The organism is Pseudosulfitobacter sp. DSM 107133 (assembly GCF_022788695.1).
In the GTDB taxonomy this organism is placed as follows: Bacteria; Pseudomonadota; Alphaproteobacteria; order Rhodobacterales; family Rhodobacteraceae; genus Pseudosulfitobacter.
In genome coordinates, this window is sequence record NZ_CP085154.1 from 2,738,025 (window position 1) to 2,758,876 (window position 20,852).

General features: G+C 62.5%; 21 protein-coding genes. 13 read left to right on the forward strand and 8 right to left on the reverse strand.

Annotated elements, in window-relative coordinates:
- Positions 1 to 222: 222 nt before the first annotated feature.
- On the reverse strand, positions 223 to 1,560 hold the full coding sequence (gene miaB / locus DSM107133_RS13485) for a tRNA (N6-isopentenyl adenosine(37)-C2)-methylthiotransferase MiaB (RefSeq protein ID WP_114292830.1): 1,338 nt from the start codon (positions 1,558 to 1,560) through the stop codon (positions 223 to 225).
- A 109-nt stretch (positions 1,561 to 1,669) separates the two neighbouring features.
- Here miaB and DSM107133_RS13490 point away from each other — a divergent pair, with 109 nt between their 5' ends.
- On the forward strand, positions 1,670 to 2,536 hold the full coding sequence (locus tag DSM107133_RS13490) for a hypothetical protein (protein WP_114292831.1): 867 nt from the start codon (positions 1,670 to 1,672) through the stop codon (positions 2,534 to 2,536).
- Positions 2,537 to 2,557: 21 nt separating this feature from the next.
- On the opposite strand, the gene DSM107133_RS13495 is transcribed toward DSM107133_RS13490, so the two are convergent.
- Both DSM107133_RS13495 and irrA read right to left on the reverse strand, forming a co-directional pair.
- Positions 2,558 to 3,352 (reverse strand): phytanoyl-CoA dioxygenase family protein, encoded by a 795-nt coding sequence (locus DSM107133_RS13495; protein WP_114292832.1) that lies wholly within the window; start codon positions 3,350 to 3,352, stop codon positions 2,558 to 2,560.
- 41 nt (positions 3,353 to 3,393) lie between these two features.
- The gene (irrA, locus tag DSM107133_RS13500) at positions 3,394 to 3,813 is read right to left on the reverse strand and encodes an iron response transcriptional regulator IrrA (protein ID WP_114292833.1); all 420 of its coding nucleotides are present in this window, start codon (positions 3,811 to 3,813) and stop codon (positions 3,394 to 3,396) included.
- A gap of 375 nt (positions 3,814 to 4,188) precedes the next feature.
- Between irrA and fabA the strand changes: the two genes are divergently transcribed.
- From fabA to DSM107133_RS13515, 3 genes are read left to right on the forward strand one after another with little or no spacing between them, the layout of a single operon-like run.
- On the forward strand, positions 4,189 to 4,698 hold the full coding sequence (gene fabA, locus DSM107133_RS13505; RefSeq protein ID WP_028958466.1) for a bifunctional 3-hydroxydecanoyl-ACP dehydratase/trans-2-decenoyl-ACP isomerase: 510 nt from the start codon (positions 4,189 to 4,191) through the stop codon (positions 4,696 to 4,698).
- Between the two features lie 33 nt (positions 4,699 to 4,731).
- Entirely contained in the window at positions 4,732 to 5,961 is a 1,230-nt protein-coding gene (gene fabB, locus DSM107133_RS13510) for a beta-ketoacyl-ACP synthase I (protein WP_114292834.1), read from the forward strand.
- An 8-nt stretch (positions 5,962 to 5,969) separates the two neighbouring features.
- A complete protein-coding gene (locus DSM107133_RS13515; RefSeq protein WP_028958468.1) occupies positions 5,970 to 6,761 on the forward strand; it encodes an enoyl-ACP reductase in 792 nt (263 codons plus the stop codon).
- A 72-nt stretch (positions 6,762 to 6,833) separates the two neighbouring features.
- Here the strand turns inward: DSM107133_RS13515 and DSM107133_RS13520 are convergent, their stop codons facing one another.
- Positions 6,834 to 7,949, reverse strand: coding sequence for a class I SAM-dependent RNA methyltransferase (locus DSM107133_RS13520; RefSeq protein WP_114292853.1), 1,116 nt, complete (start codon positions 7,947 to 7,949; stop codon positions 6,834 to 6,836).
- 90 nt (positions 7,950 to 8,039) lie between these two features.
- On the reverse strand, positions 8,040 to 8,468 hold the full coding sequence (locus DSM107133_RS13525) for a peptidylprolyl isomerase (RefSeq protein ID WP_114292835.1): 429 nt from the start codon (positions 8,466 to 8,468) through the stop codon (positions 8,040 to 8,042).
- Between the two features lie 194 nt (positions 8,469 to 8,662).
- Between DSM107133_RS13525 and DSM107133_RS13530 the strand changes: the two genes are divergently transcribed.
- The 9 genes from DSM107133_RS13530 to DSM107133_RS13570 all read left to right on the forward strand — a co-directional run bounded on the left by DSM107133_RS13530 (position 8,663) and on the right by DSM107133_RS13570 (position 18,204).
- A complete protein-coding gene (locus DSM107133_RS13530) occupies positions 8,663 to 9,349 on the forward strand; it encodes a haloacid dehalogenase type II (RefSeq protein WP_114292836.1) in 687 nt (228 codons plus the stop codon).
- A gap of 1 nt (position 9,350) precedes the next feature.
- Entirely contained in the window at positions 9,351 to 10,172 is an 822-nt protein-coding gene (locus tag DSM107133_RS13535) for an alpha/beta hydrolase (protein WP_114292837.1), read from the forward strand.
- On the forward strand, positions 10,169 to 11,140 hold the full coding sequence (locus DSM107133_RS13540; protein ID WP_114292838.1) for a threonine/serine dehydratase: 972 nt from the start codon (positions 10,169 to 10,171) through the stop codon (positions 11,138 to 11,140). Before DSM107133_RS13535 ends, DSM107133_RS13540 begins: the two co-directional genes overlap by 4 nt.
- Positions 11,137 to 12,342: an endonuclease/exonuclease/phosphatase family protein gene (locus DSM107133_RS13545; RefSeq protein ID WP_114292839.1), complete on the forward strand. Its 1,206-nt coding sequence runs from the start codon at positions 11,137 to 11,139 to the stop codon at positions 12,340 to 12,342. The genes DSM107133_RS13540 and DSM107133_RS13545 overlap by 4 nt, the downstream gene beginning before the upstream one ends.
- Positions 12,339 to 13,127 carry a 3-oxoadipate enol-lactonase gene (pcaD, locus tag DSM107133_RS13550; RefSeq protein ID WP_114292840.1) on the forward strand — a complete coding sequence of 263 codons (789 nt, stop codon included), beginning with the start codon at positions 12,339 to 12,341 and terminating at the stop codon, positions 13,125 to 13,127. Before DSM107133_RS13545 ends, pcaD begins: the two co-directional genes overlap by 4 nt.
- Position 13,128: 1 nt before the next feature.
- Complete coding sequence (locus DSM107133_RS13555) at positions 13,129 to 14,463, forward strand: lyase family protein (protein ID WP_114292841.1); 1,335 nt, start codon at positions 13,129 to 13,131, stop codon at positions 14,461 to 14,463.
- A gap of 8 nt (positions 14,464 to 14,471) precedes the next feature.
- Positions 14,472 to 15,677, forward strand: coding sequence for a TCR/Tet family MFS transporter (locus DSM107133_RS13560; protein ID WP_114292842.1), 1,206 nt, complete (start codon positions 14,472 to 14,474; stop codon positions 15,675 to 15,677).
- Between the two features lie 117 nt (positions 15,678 to 15,794).
- Complete coding sequence (locus tag DSM107133_RS13565) at positions 15,795 to 16,892, forward strand: zinc-binding dehydrogenase (RefSeq protein WP_114292854.1); 1,098 nt, start codon at positions 15,795 to 15,797, stop codon at positions 16,890 to 16,892.
- 79 nt (positions 16,893 to 16,971) lie between these two features.
- Entirely contained in the window at positions 16,972 to 18,204 is a 1,233-nt protein-coding gene (locus tag DSM107133_RS13570; RefSeq protein ID WP_114292843.1) for a mandelate racemase/muconate lactonizing enzyme family protein, read from the forward strand.
- On the opposite strand, the gene DSM107133_RS13575 is transcribed toward DSM107133_RS13570, so the two are convergent.
- The 3 genes from DSM107133_RS13575 to DSM107133_RS13585 all read right to left on the reverse strand — a co-directional run bounded on the left by DSM107133_RS13575 (position 18,201) and on the right by DSM107133_RS13585 (position 20,828).
- Positions 18,201 to 18,656: a CIA30 family protein gene (locus DSM107133_RS13575; protein ID WP_345889586.1), complete on the reverse strand. Its 456-nt coding sequence runs from the start codon at positions 18,654 to 18,656 to the stop codon at positions 18,201 to 18,203. The two genes, DSM107133_RS13570 and DSM107133_RS13575, sit on opposite strands and share 4 nt — an antisense overlap.
- Before the next feature lie 25 nt (positions 18,657 to 18,681).
- Entirely contained in the window at positions 18,682 to 19,446 is a 765-nt protein-coding gene (locus tag DSM107133_RS13580) for an SDR family oxidoreductase (RefSeq protein WP_114292856.1), read from the reverse strand.
- A gap of 158 nt (positions 19,447 to 19,604) precedes the next feature.
- Positions 19,605 to 20,828 (reverse strand): acyl-CoA dehydrogenase, encoded by a 1,224-nt coding sequence (locus DSM107133_RS13585; protein ID WP_114292844.1) that lies wholly within the window; start codon positions 20,826 to 20,828, stop codon positions 19,605 to 19,607.
- Positions 20,829 to 20,852 lie beyond the last annotated feature (24 nt).

Consider the following 20,852-nt stretch of genomic DNA (forward strand, 5'->3'; position numbering starts at 1 on the left):
CGTGGCTTTGGAAAGTGTGTTACCCACAGCTCTGTCCCTTATCAATTATTCCCCCGCAGGGCCCCAAACAAACATGGCAGCGCGGACCCCTGCTACTATTGTTTCAGAGTAAGAAAATTTTAACGACCTGTGAAGCCGCTTAAACCAGATATTGTGGCTATTTTTGGCACACTTACCGAATTCAGCAAGGTTTTGACCCAATTTTGGACACAGTCAGGCAATTCAGTCCAGCAGCACGCCACCCAACGAGTTCGTGCCTGATGACACGATTCTGACAGATTTGACCTCGCCGGGGGCAACATTGGCGTCGGTCACATGCACCGCATGAAGGTAATCGGATTTGCCCACCATCTGCCCGGCCTGGCGTCCTTTTTTCTCGAACAGGACGCCGACTGTGCGGCCAACCATCGCCTCTTGGATTGCGCGCTGGTGGCGGGTGATCAGGGCCTGAATGCGCTGCAAGCGCGCGTCGCCTTCGGCGGCATCAACCTGCGGGCGCTCGGCAGCCGGTGTGCCGGGGCGGGTCGAGTATTTGAAGGAATAGGCGTAACCGTATTTAACCTCTTCGATCAGATCCAAGGTGGCCTGAAAATCGGCTTCGGTCTCTTCGGGAAAGCCCACGATGAAGTCACCCGACAGAACAATGTCGGGACGCGCGGCGCGGATGCGTTCGATCAGGCGCAGATAGCTGTCGGCGGTGTGGCTGCGGTTCATCCGTTTCAGGATACGGTCGCTGCCCGACTGCACGGGCAAATGCAGATAGGGCATCAGCTTGGCACAGGTGCCATGGGCTTCGATCAGGTCATCGCTCATGTCGTTGGGGTGGCTGGTGGTAAAGCGGATGCGCTCCAGGCCGTCGATCTTGTCCAGATCCCAGATCAGCCTGGCCAATGTGTAATCCGATCCATCCGGTCCGGTGCCGTGATAGGCATTCACGTTCTGGCCCAGCAGGGTGATTTCGCGCACGCCGCGCTCGACCAGCCCCTTGGCCTCGTCCAGAATGCGTGCTGCGGGGCGGCTGACTTCGGCGCCGCGCGTATAGGGCACCACGCAGAAAGCACAGAATTTGTCACAGCCTTCCTGCACGGTCAGAAACGCAGTGGGGCCGCGCGCTGCCTTGGGGCGCGATTTCAGCTGTTCGAACTTGTCCTCTTCGGGAAAGTCCGTATCCAGAGACTTTTCACCCTTGCGCGCCCGCGCTTCCATCTCGGGCAGACGGTGATAGCTTTGCGGGCCCACAACCAGATCAACCAAGGGCTGACGGCGCATAATCTCAGCCCCCTCGGCCTGCGCCACGCATCCCGCGACTCCGATCATCAGATCGGGTTTTTCGTCTTTCAGATCGCGGTAGCGGCCCAGTTCGGAATAGATTTTTTCCGCCGCCTTTTCCCGGATATGACAGGTGTTCAGCAAAATCATGTCGGCATCGGCTGCCGCATTGGTTTCGACATAGCCCTGCCCGCCCAGCGCCTCGGCCATGCGTTCGCTGTCATAAACGTTCATCTGACAGCCGTAGGTCTTGATAAACAGCTTTTTGGGTGCGGGTTTTGTCTGTGTCATGACGGGCATCCGGGCATCTGAGGTCAAGTTTGCGGTGCTATCAGCAAGGCGCACATCTTGCAATGAGAGCCGGTTTGTCGGACCTTGGGCAAAACAAACAGGCCGCCGCATGATTTACCCCTCTCTTGATGCTTTTGTGAAGACCGGAGCCAAACATCTGGCAAAAGGGCCGATTGCCATGGTCATGGTCGAGGACGACGTCGAGGTGGCAACAACCCTGCGTCATCATTTGCAGGCGGGCTTTGCGACCGTGCTTGCCTTTATGCCGCCGGACTTCACGCTGCCCCGTGATCTGGAAATCGACGCCATCCGCATCACTTATGACGTGACGGTCGAAGGCGCGGTGCAAAAGGCGGTGAACCGGATCAATGACGCGGCCATCGGGCAATGGCTGTATTACTGCTACAACGCCGAATATCTGTTCTACCCGTTCTGCGAGACCCGCAGCGTTGGCGAGATGCTGGCCTTTCACAGCGAAGAGCGGCGCGCGGCGATGCTGACCTATGTAATTGATCTGTATGCAGACGATCTGGACGCCTGCCCCGATGCGGTGTCACTGGATCATGCCCATCTGGACCGCTCGGGCTATTACGCGCTGGCCCGCAAGGACCCGGCCACCGGCCATCCGCGTGAACGGCAGCTGGATTTCTTTGGCGGCTTGCGCTGGCGCTATGAAGAACATGTGCCCCCCGCCCGTCGCAAGATCGACAGGATTGCGCTGTTCAGGGCCGCCCCCAGGCTGCGCCTGCTAGACGACCACACCTTTAACGATCAGGAATACAACACGTTCACCTGCCCGTGGCACCACAACATTACATCCGCCATCGCGTCGTTCCGCACCGCCAAGGCGCTGAAACGCAATCCTGGCAGCACATTTGATATTCCCACGTTCAAATGGCACAACTCGGCGCCGTTTGAATGGCATTCCCGGCAATTGCTGGATCTGGGACTGATGGAACCGGGGCAGTGGTTCTGAGACGCACCTAGGGTCTGGACCCTAGCCGCGCAGCACCGGAAACCAGTCCTCGCGCAGCCGTTGTCCCGGCTGCATGTTGTGCCCCGGAAACGGCGGCGATGTCGGGCCGGGACGCGCGACATAGCGGGCGTCTTCCCCCACAAGCCGCAGCGAAAACGCGCGGCGGCGGCTGTCGCTGGTGTTGCCGCGCGCGCCGTGTAGCGTGCGATAGTGGAACGCCACGGCGTCGCCCGGCTGCATCTGGTATTCGACGACCCTCATGCCTTCGGCATCGGGATCGGGAACCGGCATATAGGGAGCGGGGTCAAAAAACGCATCGCCCTTGGCCCAGCGGGTCGGCAGCACGTCCTTTTCCCACAAATGTGATCCGGCAACGCAGCGCAGGCTGGCGGTGGTCACAGGATCAAGCGGCGACCAGAAGCTGACAACCTGCTGACCCTCGACAAAGTAATAAGGCCCGTCGGTGTGCCACGGCGTCGCCATTGAGGTCCCCGGCTCTTTCACCAGGACATGATCGTGAAACAGCTGCACCCGATCCGACCCCATCAAAGCCGCGGCCACTTCGGCGGCGTTAGAGCTGCGGATGACCTGTTCGAACTCGGGGATGCGCTGCCAGTTGCAATAGTCATCAAAAAACCGCCCCCGCTCGCCATCACGTTTGTTTTCCGAGGCATAGGGGCCGGGATCGTCCATGTTGCGGGCGACACCGGCCCGCAGGGATTCAACATGGTCGGCAAACAGGCCACGCACCAGCACCACGCCGTCACGGCGATAGGTGTCGATCTGGTCCTGGGTCACGATGGGGGTATCTGTCATGGGTGCAGCATTCCGGTATTATTCTGCACCTTGGTGTCGCCTTACGGTTTCTTGCGCAACCGAATCACCACGTCGACAGACGAAATTTCTGCGCCGGCCGGAGCGTTTGGCAGCCGTGAAATCACCAGCTCGTCTGACGGTGCATCGCTCAGCCGTGCCTCGTCTTCCCAGAAAAAATGCGGGTGGTCGTGGGTGTTGGTGTCGAAATAGCTTTTCGATCCGTCCACGGTCACCTCTTGCACCAGCCCGGCGTCGCAAAACGTGCGCAGGGTGTTGTACACAGTGGCCAAAGACACGGCTTCGCCTTCGGATTTGGCGGCCTCGAACAGGCTTTCTGCGGTGACATGGCGGTGTTGCCCGTCTCCGATCAGCAAGGCGGCCAACGTCACGCGCTGCCGCGTCGGGCGCAATCCCGCCCCCGCCAGCCATTCGGTTCCGATGTCATGTTGCGACTGCGCCATGCCTGCCCTCGTGTTAAGACTTACCCATATATAAAGTCCGCCTTGGGTAATTTTCAAACGGAAAACAAGGATGCGTGACGTCATGGCCTTGTATCGCGTGATGTGTTGCCCTCAAACATGTGCCCACGCATTTGGGCCAAAGTTCGGTGAACCCGAATTTCCGCCTGCCCCACCGTATCGCGAGGCCGCGCATCGTTGGCCTGCACGAAGGTCGGGTTTTCCATTCGGAGTCAGATTATGACCGTGAGGTCAAATCCCAGCGACCTTCAACTGACGCTCAGACACGATCAAGTCGGGATTCGCCACTCTTGGCAACAAGGGCGCACGGGTGCTAGAGGGGTTTGATTGCAAGCGATGCGAAGGAAATTTCCAAGTATGTCCGACTATCCCACCAGTTTCGACCGCGACGATCTGCTGAAATGCGCACGCGGAGAGCTTTTTGGCCCCGGAAATGCGCAATTGCCCGAACCGCCGATGCTGATGATGGACCGGATCACCGACATTTCCGGCGACCGCGGCTTGCATGAAAAAGGCCACGTTGTCGCGGAATTCGATATCAAACCCGACCTGTGGTTCTTTGATTGCCATTTTCCAGGCAACCCGATCATGCCCGGCTGTCTGGGTCTGGACGGGCTGTGGCAGCTGACCGGCTTTAACCTCGGCTGGCGCGGCTGGCAGGGGCGCGGCTATGCCCTGGGCGTGGGCGAGGTCAAGCTGACAGGCATGGTGCGGCCCGACCGCAAACTGCTGACATATTACGTCGATTTCACCAAAGCGATCCAGACGCGCCGCCTGACCATGGGTGTGGCCAACGGACGGGTGGAAGCAGACGGAGAAACCATCTATCAAGTGACTGACATGAAGGTCGCTCTGTCCGAGAGCTGAACCGGAAGGGTCAAAGGTCTGAAGGAGTAAACCATGCGCCGAGTCGTCGTGACAGGGCTGGGGATTGTATCATCCATCGGCAATAACGCAGCTGAAGTGCTGGCTGCGTTGAAGGCGGGAAAATCCGGTATCGTGGCATCTGAAGAGATGACCGAGCACGGATTTCGCAGCCGCATCGCCGGGACGTTGAAGATCGACGTCTCCGAAATGGTCGACAAGCGCACCCTGCGTTTCATGGGCCCTGCTGCGGCCTATGCCCATATCGCCATGGCCGAGGCCATTGCCGACGCGGGCCTGAGCGAGGATGATATCGTGAACCCGCGCACCGGTCTTGTGGCCGGATCCGGCGGGCCGTCCACATCGGCGCTGTTTCAGGCGCACCAGACGGTGCTGTCCACGGGTGCGACAAAACGCATCGGGCCCTTTGCCGTACCCAAATGCATGTCCTCGACGATCAGCGCCAACCTTGCGACGGCCTATAAGATCAAGGGCATCAACTATTCGATCACATCCGCCTGTTCGACTTCGCTGCATTGCATCGGCAATGCGGCAGAACAGATCATGATGGGCAAACAGGACGTGATGTTCGCCGGTGGCGGCGAAGAGCTGGACTGGACCCTGTCCTGCCTGTTCGACGCAATGGGCGCGATGTCGTCCAAGTTCAACGACACGCCCGACAAGGCTTCGCGCGCCTTTGACGCCAACCGCGACGGTTTCGTGATTTCCGGCGGCGGCGGCATGCTTGTGCTGGAAGAGCTGGAACATGCGCTGGCGCGTGGCGCAGAGATCTACGCCGAAGTGACCGGCTTTGCCGCTACTTCTGACGGACACGACATGGTGGCCCCGTCGGGCGAAGGCGGAGAGCGCGCGATGCGTCTGGCGCTGCAAACCCTGCCCGAAGGCCGCAAGGTCGGTTATATCAACGCCCACGGCACCTCGACCCCCGTCGGCGACGTCGGCGAAATCGAAGCGGTACGCCGCGTGTTCGGCCAGGGCAGCACGCCGCCCGTGTCTTCGACCAAGTCGATGACCGGCCACGCCCAAGGTGCCGCCGGTGCCCTTGAGGCGATCTTTTGCCTGCTGATGCTGAAACATGATTTCATCGCCCCGTCGATCAACGTCGAAACGCTGGACGAAAGACTGGACCCTGCCGAGATTGCCACCAAGCTGGTGCAAAACGCAGGGCTGGATTCCGTCATGACAAACTCGTTCGGGTTTGGCGGCACCAACGGGTCGATGATCCTTTCCAAATATAAAGAGTGATTGCAAAAATGTCGGATGTGCTTGCAGGAAAACGCGGCCTGATTATGGGCGTGGCCAATGATCGATCCATCGCATGGGGCATTGCCAAGGCGATGCACGCCGCCGGTGCCGAACTGGCCTTTACCTATCAGGGCGAGGCGTTTGGCAAGCGGCTTGAGCCGCTGGCGGCCTCGGTCGGGTCGGACTTTATGGTCGACGTCGACGTGACCGACGACGCCAGCCTGGACGGCGCGTTCGAGCAACTGGGCGCGCGCTGGCCGACGATTGATTTCGTGGTCCATGCCATTGCGTTTTCCGACAAATCCGAACTGACGGGGCGGTTCCTGAACACCAGCCGCGCCAACTTCAAGAACTCGATGGACATCTCGGCCTATTCCTTCATCGACGTGGCACGCCGCGCGCATCCGCTGATGGTGGAAAACGGCGGCACCCTGCTGACGCTGACCTATCAGGGCAGCAACCGTGTGGTGCCGAACTATAACGTCATGGGCGTGGCCAAGGCGGCACTGGAAAGCGCAACGCGCTATCTGGCCAATGATCTTGGTCCCGAAGGCATCCGCGTCAACGCCATCTCGCCCGGTCCGATGAAAACCCTGGCCGGTGCGGCCATTGGCGGTGCGCGCAAGACCTACAAGCACACCGACCAGAACGCGCCGCTGCGCTCGAATGCGACGCTGGAAGCGGTGGGCGGTACGGCGGTCTATCTGGCATCGGACGCGGGCGCCTGCACCACTGGCGAGATCATTCGCGTCGATGGCGGGTTTCATGTGCTGGGCATGCCGCAGCCGGATCACCTGTAAGCTTTGGTTCGGGGGCGCTGCCCCCGCGCCTTTGGCGCTCCCCCGGGATATTTTTAGCCAAAAGAACTGTGTTTAGCGCAGCGCGTCCGTGCGCCATAGCCAGATTTTCAGACCACCGTGGGCGACGGGGGCCTCTTGGGGCTTCCATGGCAGGCCGCAGGCCTTGGCAAGGCCAGGTTCCGAGGTGACAAGGCCGACGCGCCAGCCTTTGAAACGGGTCTTCAGGGTTTCGCCCAGCGTGCCGTACAGCGGGTACAGTAGGTTCTTGTTGCCGATACGCGCGCCGTAGGGCGGGTTGACGATGACCAGCCCCGGTGGGCCCTCGGGTGGGGTGACCTCACCTGCACCGTGGACGTCGAACTGACACAGCGGTTCAACCCCTGCCCGTTCGGCGTTTTGCGTGCTCATGCGGATGGCCCCCTGATCGCGGTCTGACCCGAAAAACCGTGCGGGGCCGGTGATGTCCGGCATTGCGGTGCGCAGGGTGTCGAAAGCCTCTGCGTCGTAGGAGGCCAGTTTCTGAAAGGCAAAGTCGCGCGAGCGGCCCGGTTGCAAGTGGCAGGCGATTTCCGCCGCCTCGATCAGGAACGTGCCCGAGCCGCACATGGGGTCCACCACCGGTTGGACACCATCGTAACCACACTGGCGCAAGAACATCGCGGCCAGATTTTCGCGCATCGGGGCCTTGCCCACGGCCTCCTTGTGGCCGCGCTTGTGCAGCGCCTCGCCCGAGGTATCGAGGCTGATGGTCACCGCATTGTCGTCGATGCGCACCTTGATGACGATCTCGGCCTCGGGCGACAGGGTCAGCCCGTGGCTGTCGCGCAGGGCGGTTTCGATGCGCTGGGTGGCAGCGCCTGCGTGATAGATCTTGGAGCGTTTGCAGGTGACCTGCACGCGCACCGGCACATCGGCACGCAGAATGTCGCCCCATGGGAATTTGCGCGCACGTTTGTCCAGTTGGGCCAGATGAAAGGCCATGAAGTGGCCCACGCGCACCAGCACACGCACGGCCCCGCGCAGGCACAGGTTGGTGCGCCAGACATCTGCCCAGCCCCCCATGATCGTGACCCCGCCGACCGAGGCCACAGGCGCGTCAAAACCGGCCTCGGCCACCTCGGTGGCAAGGACATGTTCCAGCCCGGGCGGGCAGACGAGGAAAATTTCAAAGGGGTCAGATGTGCTCATGGCCTGCGTCATACGCGCAAATCGCGGGCGCGGCCAGATGCTGTTGGTTGGGGGGTGCAGAGGGCGCGGCCGCCCTCTGCAACGACTGTCTTAGTTTACCGAAACGAGTTCGATGGCAAAGGTCAGATCCTTGCCCGCCAGCGGGTGGTTGGCGTCCAGCGTCACGGTGCTTTCGTCAACCTCGACCACGGTCACAGGCAGGGCCTGACCGTCGGGGGTTTGCATTTGCAGCTGCGTGCCAAGATCCAGCGGGATGTCGGCGGGGATGCCTTCGCGCGGAACGGCCTGACGCATGTCGGGGTTCACGGCGCCATAAGCGTCTTCGGCGGCGACTTTGACTTCTTTCTTCTCGCCGACAGCCATGCCCGGCAGGGCCGTGTCGAGACCCGGAATGATCTGGCCGCTGCCGACCTGAAACTCAAGCGGGTCGCGCCCTTCGGAACTGTCAAAGGTGCTGCCGTCCAGCAAGGTGCCTGTGTAATGAATGCGAACTGTATCGCCAGATTTGACCTGGGTCATGTGACTCTCCGAATTTTAGGGGGGAATGGACGGAGGCCGCGTGTCTGCGCGGGTGCTCCGGGGTTGGCATTAATTCAACATAGCAGCGCATAAGTGTAAACCCCGCCACCTGCACGCAGCCTTGCGGTGATTTTGCGCCTTTTCCCTCGGGCTGCTGCGTGACAGTCTGCTTGGGCAGCCACCGGAGATCGACCATGCCCGTTACCACCTGCGTTTTTGATGCCTATGGCACCCTGTTCGATGTGGCCGCCGCCGCACGACTGGCCGCTGAACAGCCGGAATTTCCAGCCCTTGCAAAGGCTTGGCCGCAACTGGCCGAGCATTGGCGGGCCAAGCAACTGAACTATTCATGGCTGCGCGCGGTCATGGGCACGCATACCGATTTCTGGACCGTGACGCAGGATGCGCTGGACTGGGCGCTGGAAAAAACGGCACTGGACGGCGACGCGGCCCTGCGCCAGCGGCTGCTGGATCTCTACTGGGAATTGCAAGCCTACCCCGAGGTGCCCGCCATGCTGAAGGCGTTGAAAGCCGCCGGATTGAACACGGCGATTCTGTCCAACGGCGCGCCTGCGATGCTGGATGGGGCGGTGCAATCGGCAGGCATAGGCGACGTGCTGGACGACTGTCTGTCGGTGGAATCCGTGGGCATCTTCAAGCCGGACAGCCGGGTCTACGACCTTGTGGGCGCGCGCTTTGGCTGCGCCAGGGACGAGGTTCTGTTCGTGTCCTCGAACGGCTGGGACGCCGCCGCCGCCGCGCACTATGGGTTTCGCACCGCATGGGTGAACCGCGCAGGCGATCCGGTGGACCGCCTGCCCGCCACGCCCGATACCATCCTGACCGATCTCACGGGCATCCCCGCCCTTGCCGGAGTTTGACATGGCCACTTTCACCACATCCGACGGGCTGAGCCTGTATTACACCGATACCGGGAACGGCCTGCCGATCCTGTGCCTGTCCGGACTGGGGCGCACAGGCGCCGATTTCCGCTATGTCGCGCCCTACCTGGAAGAGTATCGCGTCATCACCATGGATTATCGCGGGCGGGGGCAGTCGGAGTTCGACAAGAACTGGCGCAACTATACGCTGGCCATCGAAAGCCGCGATGCGGTCGAGTTGCTGGACCACCTGGGCATCGACAAGGCCGCGATCCTTGGCACCTCGCGCGGGGGGCTGAACGCGATGATGCTGGGACAGATGGTGCCCAACCGCATCCTTGGCGTGGCGTTCAACGACGTCGGCCCCGAGATCGATCCCGAGGGGATCAAGGACATCATGGCCTATCTGGGCGTCAAACCCAGCATCCGCACCCATGCCGAGGCGGCGCTGATCCTGCCCAACCTGCTGGGCGGTTTCATCGGCGTGCCCGCCAGCCGCTGGATGGAAGAGGCCGAGACACATTTTGTCGATGACGGCGCGGGCGGGCTGAACCTGACCTATGACGCGCACCTGCGCGATGCGGTGGCAAATGAAACCGAAAGCCCTGATTTCTGGGCCTTTTTCGATGATCTGGTCGGCAAGCCCTTGTGTCTGATCCATGCGGCGGGCAGCGACATTCTGAACGAAAGGACGGCGCAGGAAATGCGCGCGCGCCGGCCTGATATGATTTATGCCAATCTGCCCGATCGTGGACATATTCCGTTTCTGGACGAACCTGCGGCAGTGACCGCCTTGAAAGACTGGCTGGACCTGATTCAATGAACATCGACATGATCCGTGCCGCAGCCCTGCGGCTGCAAGGCCACGCGCGCCGCACGCCGCTGCTGAACTCGCCCTTTATCGACCAGATCGCGGGCCGCCGCGTCTGGATCAAGCCCGAGTGCCTGCAACACACCGGCAGTTTCAAGTTTCGCGGCGCATGGTCGGCGCTGTCGGCGCTGGATGCCGAGACGCGGTCCAAGGGGGTCATCGCCTTTTCATCCGGCAACCATGCGCAGGGCGTCGCGCTTGCGGCGGCGCAACACGGGGTGCCGTCGGTGATCATCATGCCAGCGGATGCGCCCGCGCTGAAACTGGCAAACACCCGCGCGCTGGGGGCCGAAGTGGTGACCTATGACCGCGCCACCCAGGACCGCGACGCCATTGGCGACCGGTTGGCGGCAGAGCGGGGGCTGACGCTGATCAAACCCTTTGACGAACCGCTGGTGATCGCGGGCCAGGGCACCGTGGGTCTTGAGATTGCCGAAGATGCGAACGTCCAAGGGATCGAAACCGCCGATGTGCTGGTGTGCTGCGGCGGTGGCGGGCTGACCTCGGGAATCGCGCTGGCGCTTGAGGCAGACGCGCCGGGGTTGCGGGTGCGGCCAGCCGAGCCAGAAGGCTTTGACGATGTGAAACGGTCGCTTGCGACGGGTGCGATCCAGCGCAACGCCCAAACCTCGGGCAACATCTGCGATGCAATCATCACCCCTGCCCCCGGCCACATCACCTTTCCCATTATGCACCGGCTGTGCGGCCCCGGTCTGGCCGTCTCGGAAGACGAAGCGCTGCAAGCCGTGGCACAGGCCTTTCTGCGGCTGAAACTGGTGGCGGAACCCGGCGGTGCGGTGGCGCTGGCCGCGGCCCTGTCGCGCCGCGACGAGATTGAAGGCGACGATGTGATTGTCGTCATTTCGGGCGGCAACGTCGATGCTGTGATGTTCGCCCGCGCATTGGAGACACTTGCATGACCGGTTTCACAATCGCCAGTTTCAACGTCAAAAACCTGATCGGGCCGGACAAGGAATATTACGAATTCCAGCGCTACACCCCCGAGGAATACGCCTGGAAACGCGACTGGATGGCCGAGCAGATGCAATCGCTGAACGCGGATGTGATCGGCTTTCAGGAGATCTTCGAAGAAGAGGCGCTGCGCGATGTGATCACCGCCACCGATGCCGAAGGTATGGCCGCCAATGCAGCCGCGATCCCCGGATCGGACAAGCCGTACCGTAAGAAAGCAATCTTTCGCAAACTGGCCTATACGCCCTATGCGGGGGCGGCGCTGGCCTTTGCCCCCAATCTGAACGACGGCCCGGCGGGCGCGCGTCGCCCCGGCGTGGCGGTGCTGTCGCGGCTGGGGTTCGAAGGCACGCCCGAGATCATTCAGGACCTGCCCGACCCCATCCGCATTCCCCTGCAAAGCCTTGGCGGCGGCGATGATGCGGGTCACTACACGGTCAAACGGCTCAGCCGTCCGATCCTGAAGGTGCGCATTCCCGTGGGCGGGCAGGTCATCACCCTGTTCAACTGTCATTTGAAATCGAAGCTGGGCGAATACATCACGCCACCGGGGGCAGAGTTTGCACCGGAACAAGACCTTGTCCACTATGACCCGGTGGGCCGCGCCATGGGATCACTGCGCGCCGCCCTGCGCCGCATGACCGAGGCCTGGGTTTTGCGCCGTGCCATCGTGGACGAGCTGAAACAGGGCCTCCCTGTCATGGTTCTGGGCGATTTCAACGACGGCGAAAACGCGGTCAGCTCGGAAATCATCACCGGCGAGGTGCCGTTCAAGAACTATTCATGGATGCTGCGCCACGACGCGCGTGGCCCGAACGACCGCTATTCCCACGAAGAGAACAAGATCATCACCGAACAGGTCGAAGCGATGCGCCTGCATTCGGCGGAAAAGCAGTTCGTGCGCAAATCGCTGCGCGACATGGTCTACACCTCGGCCTTTGGCGGTGTGTACGAAAGCATTGACCAAATCCTGATGTCGCGGCATTTCCTGCCCGAAACACCTGACAGCATTGGCGAAATGCAATATTTCAGCGTATTGAACGACCACCTGACCGATGGCAGCCACGCCGAGGCCCCCTACAACAAGCTCGCTTCAGACCACGGGCAGATCATGGCACATATTGTGCTGGGAAAAGGAGAAAGACGATGAAACTGGCAGATCTGGGCGATGTGCGCCTGCATTACCGTATTGACGGCCCCGACGATGGCGCACCCGTGGTGTTTGCCAATTCGCTGGGCACCGATTTACGCCTGTGGGACCCGATCATGCCACTGCTGCCGAAGGGCCTGCGCATCTTGCGGTTCGACAAGCGCGGTCACGGCCTGTCGTCCTGTCCGCCCGCGCCCTATTCGATGGGCGCGCTGGTGACGGACACCGAAAAGCTGATGGAGTTGCACGGGTTCAAGGATGCGCTGTTTGTCGGCCTGTCGATTGGCGGGATGATTGCGCAGGGGCTGGCCGTGAAACGTCTGGATCTGGTGCGCGCGGTGGTGCTGTCGAACACAGGCGCCAGGATCGGCAATGCCGACATGTGGGGCGAACGCATTGCCGCCGTTCAGAAAAACGGCATCGACAGTCTGGCCGATGCGGTCATGGAACGCTGGTTCGCCCCCGACTTCCGGGCCACGCCCGATCTGGAGCTGTGGCGCAACATGCTGGTGCGCCAGGAGGTCGACGGCTATGCGGGCTGTTCGGCTGCCATTTCCGGCACCGATTTTTACACCACCACCGCGTCGTTGCGGCTGCCAGCACTTGGCATTGCAGGCTCGGACGATGGCTCGACCCCGCCCGATCTGGTGCGCGAAACCGTCGATCTGATCCCCGGCAGCAAGTTCGAAATCATCCGGCGTGCGGGCCACCTGCCCTGCGTCGAAAAGCCCGAAGAATACGCGCAGATACTGACCAAATTCATGCGCGATACAGGACATATCTGACATGGCAGCAAGCGTTTTTGGCAGCCCGCTGTACGGGCAGTTGTTTGCCACCGGCGAAACCGGCCGCCTGTTCACCGACAGCGCCGAGGTGCGCGCGATGCTGCTGGTCGAGGGAGCCTTGGCCAAGGCGCAGGCCGCCTTGGGCGTTATCCCCGAGATCAGTGGCGCAGCGATCCACCGCTCCAGTCTGGAGATCGCGATTGACCCCGGCGCATTGGGCGCACCCACGGGGCAAAACGGCGTGCCGGTGCCCGGACTGGTTGCCGCATTCCGCACCGCGATGGAAGCGCCGGAACACGCGCAATACGCCCATTGGGGCGCAACAAGTCAGGACATCGCCGACACCGCGCTGATGCTGCGGCTGCGGCAGGCGCTGGCACTGGCCGAGGCGGAAATACGCGCGCTGTTGGGCACATTGGCACAAGCCGCCGAAGAGCACGCCGCCACCCCGATGCCCGCGCGCACCTATGGTCAGGTCGCGACACCGACAAGCTGGGGCGCGGTGCTGGCGCAATGGGGCACGCCCCTGATTGCGGCGCTGGACGACCTGCCCGCCCTGCGTGACGCCAGCCTTTGGGTGTCTCTGTCGGGCGCGGCTGGAACGTCCTCGGCGCTTGGTCCCAAAGCGGGCGAGACCCGCGCGGAACTGGCCAGGGCGCTGGGGCTGAACGACCCCGGCCACAGCTGGCACACCGACCGCAGCCCGGTGCTGCGCATTGCCGAATGGATGGCACGGGTGACGGCCACGCTGGCCGCAATGGGCGACACACTGGTGGGGCTGACCATGTCCGGCATTGGCGAGGTCACCCTGTCCGGCGCGGGCGGCTCGTCCACGATGCCGCAAAAGCAGAACCCCGTCGGGCCCTCCGTACTGGTGGCCCTGAACATCCAGATGAGCGGCCTGCGCGCCGCGCTTCAAACCGCAGCCGCACATCAACACCAGCGCGACGGGTCAGCATGGTTTGCCGAATGGATGGTCCTGCCGCAGGTGGTTCTGACCACCGCCTGTGCCCTGCATCACGCGCGCAAACTGGCCGAAGGCATCAACCCGATCCCCACCCAGATGCACGCAACCCTTGAGAGCGGGCTGGGGCTGATCCACGCCGAAGCGCTGAGCTTTGCACTGGCCGAACAAATGCCCCGCCCCGAGGCGCAGGCCGCGGTCAAGGCGCTTTGCAAACAGGCGATGGACACCCAGACCCCCCTGCCCGAACTGGCGATGCGGACCTATCCCGACCTGCCGCAAGGGCTGTTCGACGCGGCATCCCAAATGGGCACCGCGGCGCAAGACGCCCGCAGCTTTGCCAGCCGCGCCCGCAGCGCCGCTGCCGCCTAGGTGCGCGGGTGAAGCCGGCGGTTGTCTTCCTGCTGGTCACCGTCCTGCTGGACGCGATGGGCATCGGACTGATCCTTCCGATCATGCCCGACCTGATCCGCAGCGTGCAGGGCGGCACGCTGGCGCAGGCCGCCCTGTGGGGCGGTGTGCTGTCCACGTCATTTGCCGTGATGCAGTTCCTGTTCGGCCCTGTTATCGGCGGACTGTCCGACCGCTTTGGCCGACGCCCGGTCTTGCTGGCCTCGTTAACCGTGATGTGTCTGGACTATGTCCTGATGGCAGTGGCAGGCAGCATGTGGTTGCTGCTGGTGGGGCGGATCATCGGCGGGGTTGCAGCGTCGACGCAATCCACCGCCAACGCCTGTATGGCCGACCTGTCCGCCCCCGAAGACAAAAGCGCCAATTTCGGACTGATCGGCGCCGCCTTTGGCATCGGCTTTGTGCTGGGCCCGCTGATCGGCGGGCTGCTGGCCGAATATGGCACCCGTGCGCCATTCTGGGCGGCGGCGATCCTTGCGGGGCTGAATGCGATCTTTGGCTGGCTGGTGCTGAGCGAGACGGTCACCGACCGCATCCGACGCGCGTTTTCATGGCGGCGGGCGAACCCGCTGGGCACCCTGCGTGCGCTGGGGAAACTGCCGCAGATCCGCCGCCTTCTGGTGGTCTATTTCATCTATCAATTCGCTTTTATCGCCTATCCAACGGTCTGGGCCTATTTCGGGCATGCGCGATTTGACTGGTCGCCTGCCATGATCGGCCTCAGCCTTGGGCTGTTCGGCGTCTCGATGGCGGTGGTTCAGGGCGGGCTGATCCGCATCGCCCTGCGCCGCTTTGGCGAAGGTGGCACGATTGTCTATGGCCTGATGTTCACCATCACCAGCTATCTGGCGATTGCGCTGGTCACCTCGGGGACGGTGGCGCTGATCCTGACCCCGATGGCAGCCATTGGCGGTGTGATTGCACCCGCCCTGCAAGGGATCATGTCCAAGGCCACGGGCGACGACCAGCAGGGCGAGCTGCAAGGCGCTATGGTGTCGATCAACGCGCTGGCGATGATCTTGTCGCCTTTGGTCATGACCTCGGTATTCTACAGCTTTACCGCTGTCACCGCCCCCGTGTATCTGCCCGGCGCCCCCTTTGTGCTGTCGGCGCTGCTGACGGCGCTGGCTTTGGCGATCTATCTGCGCCCGTTGCGGGCGGCGCGCCTCACCTGACGTCACAACGCAAACTGGCGCTGACAGACCGACAATCGGTCGGTTTTCGACATGCTTGGCCGTTTCACGCCCCGCACGCTGGCCCGAACGCACACCCAACTGCCGTCAGGATACATCATGCAACGCATCAAAGCCGCCGTCTGCCACGCTTTTGGCGCCCCCTTGCGGGTCGAGGACATTAACCTGCGCGCACCCGAAGCCGGCGAGGTCGAGGTAACGATAGATGCGGTGGCGATCTGCCATTCCGACATTTCCTATGCCGAAGGCGCGTGGGGCGGCAGCCTGCCTGCGGTCTATGGCCACGAGGCGGCAGGGCGCGTCAGCGCTGTCGGGGGCGGCGTGACAGGCCTGTCGGAAGGCGACAGTGTTGTCGTGACCCTGATCCGCTCTTGCGGCTTTTGCGCGCCCTGTGCAGGGGGCAGCCCTGTGTCGTGCGAGACCCCCTATGACGGCGATACGGGGCCAATCACCCTGTCAGACGGCAGCAAGCTGCATCAGGCAATGGCCACCGGCGGATTTGCCGAAAAGGTGGTGGTGGACCAGCGGCAGGTGGTGCGCATCTCGGACAGGATTGCCAAGGATGTGGCCTCGCTGGTGGCATGTGGTGTCATCACCGGCGTCGGCGCGGTGGTGAACTCGGCCCAACTGCGCGCGGGTCAGGACGTGGTGGTGATCGGCGCGGGTGGCGTCGGGCTGAACGCGATACAGGGGGCGCGCATTGCAGGCGCGCGGCGCATCGTGGCCGTTGACATGAGCGCCGGGAAACTTGACGTCGCCAAGGACTTCGGCGCGACCCATGGCGTACTGGCCACCCACAAGGCCCCTTGGCTGGCGGCGCGCAAGGCCTTGGGCGGGCGCGGGGCCGATGCGGTGATTGTCACCGTGGGTGCCATTCCGGCCTATGATCAGGCCCCGAATTATCTGGCCACGCAGGGCAAGGTGATTATGGTCGGGATGCCCCATGTGGGCGGCGAAGCGACCTACGAACCGGTCAATCTGGCCGCTGCGGGTCAGGGCATGATCGGCTCGAAAATGGGCGATGCGGTGATCCAGCGCGACATTCCGTGGATGCTGGACCTGTATGAACAGGGGCGGCTGAAACTGGACGAGTTGATCTCGGGGCGGTGGTCGCTGGAACAGATCAACGAGGCGATTGCCGACACCAAGGCTGGAAGTGCGCGGCGCAATGTGATCGTGTTCGATCACAAAGCATAGACCGCTGACCGACCGGGGCTCTGCACCCGATTTTGATTCCGGCCCCGGAGATTACTGGCAAGATGAAGGAACGGCCCGCATGAAGCTTCAAGACCTTGATATTATCGTGACGGCGCCTCCGGCGCCGGGCTGGGGCGGGCGCTATTGGATACTGGTCAAGGTAACGACCGATACCGGCATTGTGGGCTGGGGCGAATGTTATGCAGCCTCTGTGGGGCCCGAGGCGATGCGGGCGGTGATCGGGGACGTCTTTGCGCGCCACATGCAGGGCGAGAATCCCGAAAATATCGAAATGATGTTCCGCCGCGCCTATTCGGCGGGGTTCACGCAGCGGCCCGATCTGACGGTGATGGGTGCGTTTTCGGGGCTTGAGATTGCCTGTTGGGACATCTTGGGCAAGGACCGCGGGCGGCCTGTTCATGCGCTGATCGGCGGGCGGATGAACGACCGCATCCGGGCATACACCTACCTCTACCCCCTTCCCCATCATGAAATGCAGGCTTTCTGGACCGCGCCCGAAATGGCCGCCGAGGCCGCCGCAGATTGCGTCGCGCGCGGGTACACGGCGGTGAAATTCGACCCCGCAGGCCCCTATACCCTGCGCGGGGGCCACATGCCTGCAATGAGCGACATCAGCCAGTCAGTGACCTTCTGCAAGGCAATCCGCGAAGCCGTGGGCGACCGCGCCGACCTGCTGTTCGGCACCCATGGGCAGTTCACCACCGCCGGTGCAATCCGGCTGGGCCGCGCCATCGCGCCCTATGATCCGCTGTGGTTCGAAGAGCCCGTTCCGCCGGACAACCCTGCGCAGATGGCAGCCGTGGCCAGCGGCGTGGGCATTCCTGTCGCTACCGGCGAGCGGCTGACCACCAAGGCCGAGTTCGCCCCGATCCTGCGCAGCGGCGCGGCCAGTATCCTGCAACCGGCACTGGGCCGCGCGGGCGGCATCTGGGAGGCAAAGAAGATTGCAGCCATGGCCGAAGTCTATAACGCGCAAGTCGCGCCACACCTCTATGCAGGGCCGATCGAATGGGCTGCCAACCTGCAACTGGCTGCCTCCATCCCCAACCTGCTGATGTGTGAAACCATCGAGACACCGTTCCACGACGCGCTGATCAAGGGCAGCATCCGGGTCGAGGAAGGCTTTGTCACGCCGCCAGATGCGCCCGGTCTGGGGATCGAGGTGGACGAGGATCTGGCTCGCGCGCATCCTTACACCGGCACCGGCCTGCATCTGGAGATGCAGGAAGCGCCCTGCGATTACGTGAACGGCAATGCCTTCGAAGGCGGTGCACCCGCGCCTAAGGACTAGACCAACCGCACGCCGCTGACCGCCACGTCAACCGCGAATTCACGCCCTACGGCGACGACCCCGACACGGCGCAGTTCGGAGGGATCAAAGACGGCCTCGGTCCGATGGGCGACGAGCATGGCAAAGGGCACAGTGATCGTGGTCCATGCTGTGGGGGCTGTGAAATCGCACCGAAAGGATTGCCATGCGCGGGTCAGCCGCGTGGTGCGCAGGCGCAGGTCGTACCGTTGGCCATTGCCACAGACATCCAGCGCGATGCCGGTGTGGTCGCTGGCGTCTTGGGCAAAGTCAAATGCCATCTGGATAAAACCGCCGCCACTGTCGGTGCTGACCTCTCCCGTCAGGCGCATGGCCGCGCGGCCCGCCACCTGTGTCTGCGCGACCTGACCGCGCGACACACCGCCCATGATCGTGTCGGCAACAAATTCCCAGTTCGGATCCAGTTCCATCATGTGCGCTTTGCCCGATGCTGTCCCATCAGTCCGCCGTCCATCCGCCATCGACCATCATCGCAGTCCCTGTCACCATCCCCGAGGCGTCCGATGCCAGATACAGCGCTGCCCCCATGATATCGCAAACCTCGCCCACACGGGGCAGCTTGATCCTGTCCACGATCCAGGCCCGTTTGTCGGGGTCGTTGAATGTGGGTTCGCTCAGCGGGGTGCGAATGAACGTCGGGCAGATCGTGTTGATACGAATGCCAGCCTTGCCCCATTCGACGGCCATCGCCTTGACCATGCCTTCGAGCGCATGTTTCGACGCGCAATAGACCGCGCGGTCGGGGCCGCCGACGTGGCCCATCTGGCTGCCGATGTGAATGATCGAGCCGGGCATTCCGGCCGCGATCAACGCCCGCGCGGCATAGGACGACAGGAAATAGGCCCCCTTCACGTTTACATCCATCACCGCGTCATAATCCGCCACATCGGTATCCACCGCCGCCGAATGGCGCGCCAGACCGGCCGAATTCAGCACCACGTCAAAAGGGTCGCAAAACGCAGCCGCCAGCGCGCCGGTGTCGGACTGGTCCAGCACCAGCGCCTCGGCGGAATGGCCCGCGTGGCGCATGGCGGCGACGCTGTCGTTCAGCACATCGGCTCGGCGGGCCGCACAGACCACATGTGCCCCGGCGCCGGCCAGCGCCACGGCGCAACCCAGACCGATGCCCGAGGATGCCCCCGTGACAAGGGCGCGGCGGCCTGACAGGTCGAAAGAAGGAATTTGGGGAAGTGCCGGTGTCATCATCTGCCTCGCATGGTGGTCCGCACAGCTTAGCGGATGATGTGCGGACCACCAGAGCCAGCGCATGGCTGCAACCATAGGCATGGATATTTATAGACAAAAGAAACGGGGGCACTGTGGCCCCCGCATCTGTGTTCACGTATTCAAGGCGTGATCGTTCAGAAGAACGCCTGAATGCCGGTCTGGGCGCGGCCCAGAATTAGCGCGTGCACGTCGTGCGTGCCCTCGTAGGTGTTGACCGTCTCAAGGTTCATCACATGGCGCATCACCTGGAATTCACCCGAGATACCGTTGCCGCCGTGCATGTCGCGCGAGATGCGGGCGATATCCAGCGCCTTGCCGCAGTTGTTACGCTTGACGATCGAGATCATTTCAGGCGCCGCTTGTGCCGCATCCATCAGACGTCCCACTTGCAACGAGGCTTGCAGGCCCAGCGCGATTTCGGTCTGCATGTCGGCCAGTTTCTTCTGGAACAGCTGCGTGCCGGCCAGCGGTTTGTTGAACTGTTTGCGGTCCAGACCGTACTGACGGGCGGCGTGCCAGCAGAATTCGGCTGCGCCCAGTGCGCCCCAGCTGATGCCATAGCGGGCACGGTTCAGACAGCCGAACGGGCCTTTCAGACCTTGCACGTTGGGCAACAGCGCGTCGTCGCCAACCTCGACACCGTCCATGACGATTTCGCCGGTGATCGAGGCGCGCAAGGACAGCTTGTTTTCGATCTTGGGTGCGCTCAGACCCTTCATGCCTTTTTCAAGGATAAAGCCGCGGATCTTGCCGCCATGCTCTTCCGACTTGGCCCAGACCACAAACACGTCCGCAAACGGCGCGTTCGAGATCCACATTTTCGAGCCGGTCAGCTTGTAGCCTGTGGGTGTTTTCACCGCACGGGTTTTCATGCCTGCGGGGTCGGACCCTGCGTCAGGTTCGGTCAGACCAAAGCAGCCTACCCATTCGCCGCTGGCGAGTTTGGGCAGGTATTTCTTGCGCTGCTCTTCCGAGCCGTAGGCGTAGATCGGATAGATCACCAGGCTGGATTGCACCGACATCATCGACCGGTAACCGCTGTCGATCCGCTCGACCTCGCGTGCGACCAGACCGTAAGAGACATAAGAGCCGCCCAGACCGCCATATTCCTCGGGCAGGGTCACGCCCAGCAGGCCCATATCGCCCATTTCGGCAAAGATCGACTTGTCGGCGGTTTCATTGGCAAAGGCGTCGATGATGCGCGGAGCCAGCTTTTCCTTGGCATAGGCCGCGGCGCTGTCCTGGATCATGCGTTCGTCTTCGGTCAGCTGCTGCGACAGGCGAAAAGGATCGGCCCAGTCGAAGCTGCCCAGATCTGGGGCGTCTTTGGCTTTCAGGATCGGAGTTTCTGCATTCATGATCGGCCTCTTTTCGAATCTGTT

Bases quoted from the DNA above. Each gene is read 5' to 3' on its own strand.
- miaB (WP_114292830.1), bottom strand. From the start codon at position 1,560: ATGACACAGACAAAACCCGCACCCAAAAAGCTGTTTATCAAGACCTAC.
- DSM107133_RS13490 (WP_114292831.1), top strand. From the start codon at position 1,670: ATGATTTACCCCTCTCTTGATGCTTTTGTGAAGACCGGAGCCAAACAT.
- DSM107133_RS13495 (WP_114292832.1), bottom strand. From the start codon at position 3,352: ATGACAGATACCCCCATCGTGACCCAGGACCAGATCGACACCTATCGC.
- irrA (WP_114292833.1), bottom strand. From the start codon at position 3,813: ATGGCGCAGTCGCAACATGACATCGGAACCGAATGGCTGGCGGGGGCG.
- fabA (WP_028958466.1), top strand. From the start codon at position 4,189: ATGTCCGACTATCCCACCAGTTTCGACCGCGACGATCTGCTGAAATGC.
- fabB (WP_114292834.1), top strand. From the start codon at position 4,732: ATGCGCCGAGTCGTCGTGACAGGGCTGGGGATTGTATCATCCATCGGC.
- DSM107133_RS13515 (WP_028958468.1), top strand. From the start codon at position 5,970: ATGTCGGATGTGCTTGCAGGAAAACGCGGCCTGATTATGGGCGTGGCC.
- DSM107133_RS13520 (WP_114292853.1), bottom strand. From the start codon at position 7,949: ATGAGCACATCTGACCCCTTTGAAATTTTCCTCGTCTGCCCGCCCGGG.
- DSM107133_RS13525 (WP_114292835.1), bottom strand. From the start codon at position 8,468: ATGACCCAGGTCAAATCTGGCGATACAGTTCGCATTCATTACACAGGC.
- DSM107133_RS13530 (WP_114292836.1), top strand. From the start codon at position 8,663: ATGCCCGTTACCACCTGCGTTTTTGATGCCTATGGCACCCTGTTCGAT.
- DSM107133_RS13535 (WP_114292837.1), top strand. From the start codon at position 9,351: ATGGCCACTTTCACCACATCCGACGGGCTGAGCCTGTATTACACCGAT.
- DSM107133_RS13540 (WP_114292838.1), top strand. From the start codon at position 10,169: ATGAACATCGACATGATCCGTGCCGCAGCCCTGCGGCTGCAAGGCCAC.
- DSM107133_RS13545 (WP_114292839.1), top strand. From the start codon at position 11,137: ATGACCGGTTTCACAATCGCCAGTTTCAACGTCAAAAACCTGATCGGG.
- pcaD (WP_114292840.1), top strand. From the start codon at position 12,339: ATGAAACTGGCAGATCTGGGCGATGTGCGCCTGCATTACCGTATTGAC.
- DSM107133_RS13555 (WP_114292841.1), top strand. From the start codon at position 13,129: ATGGCAGCAAGCGTTTTTGGCAGCCCGCTGTACGGGCAGTTGTTTGCC.
- DSM107133_RS13565 (WP_114292854.1), top strand. From the start codon at position 15,795: ATGCAACGCATCAAAGCCGCCGTCTGCCACGCTTTTGGCGCCCCCTTG.
- DSM107133_RS13570 (WP_114292843.1), top strand. From the start codon at position 16,972: ATGAAGCTTCAAGACCTTGATATTATCGTGACGGCGCCTCCGGCGCCG.
- DSM107133_RS13575 (WP_345889586.1), bottom strand. From the start codon at position 18,656: ATGATGGAACTGGATCCGAACTGGGAATTTGTTGCCGACACGATCATG.
- DSM107133_RS13580 (WP_114292856.1), bottom strand. From the start codon at position 19,446: ATGACACCGGCACTTCCCCAAATTCCTTCTTTCGACCTGTCAGGCCGC.
- DSM107133_RS13585 (WP_114292844.1), bottom strand. From the start codon at position 20,828: ATGAATGCAGAAACTCCGATCCTGAAAGCCAAAGACGCCCCAGATCTG.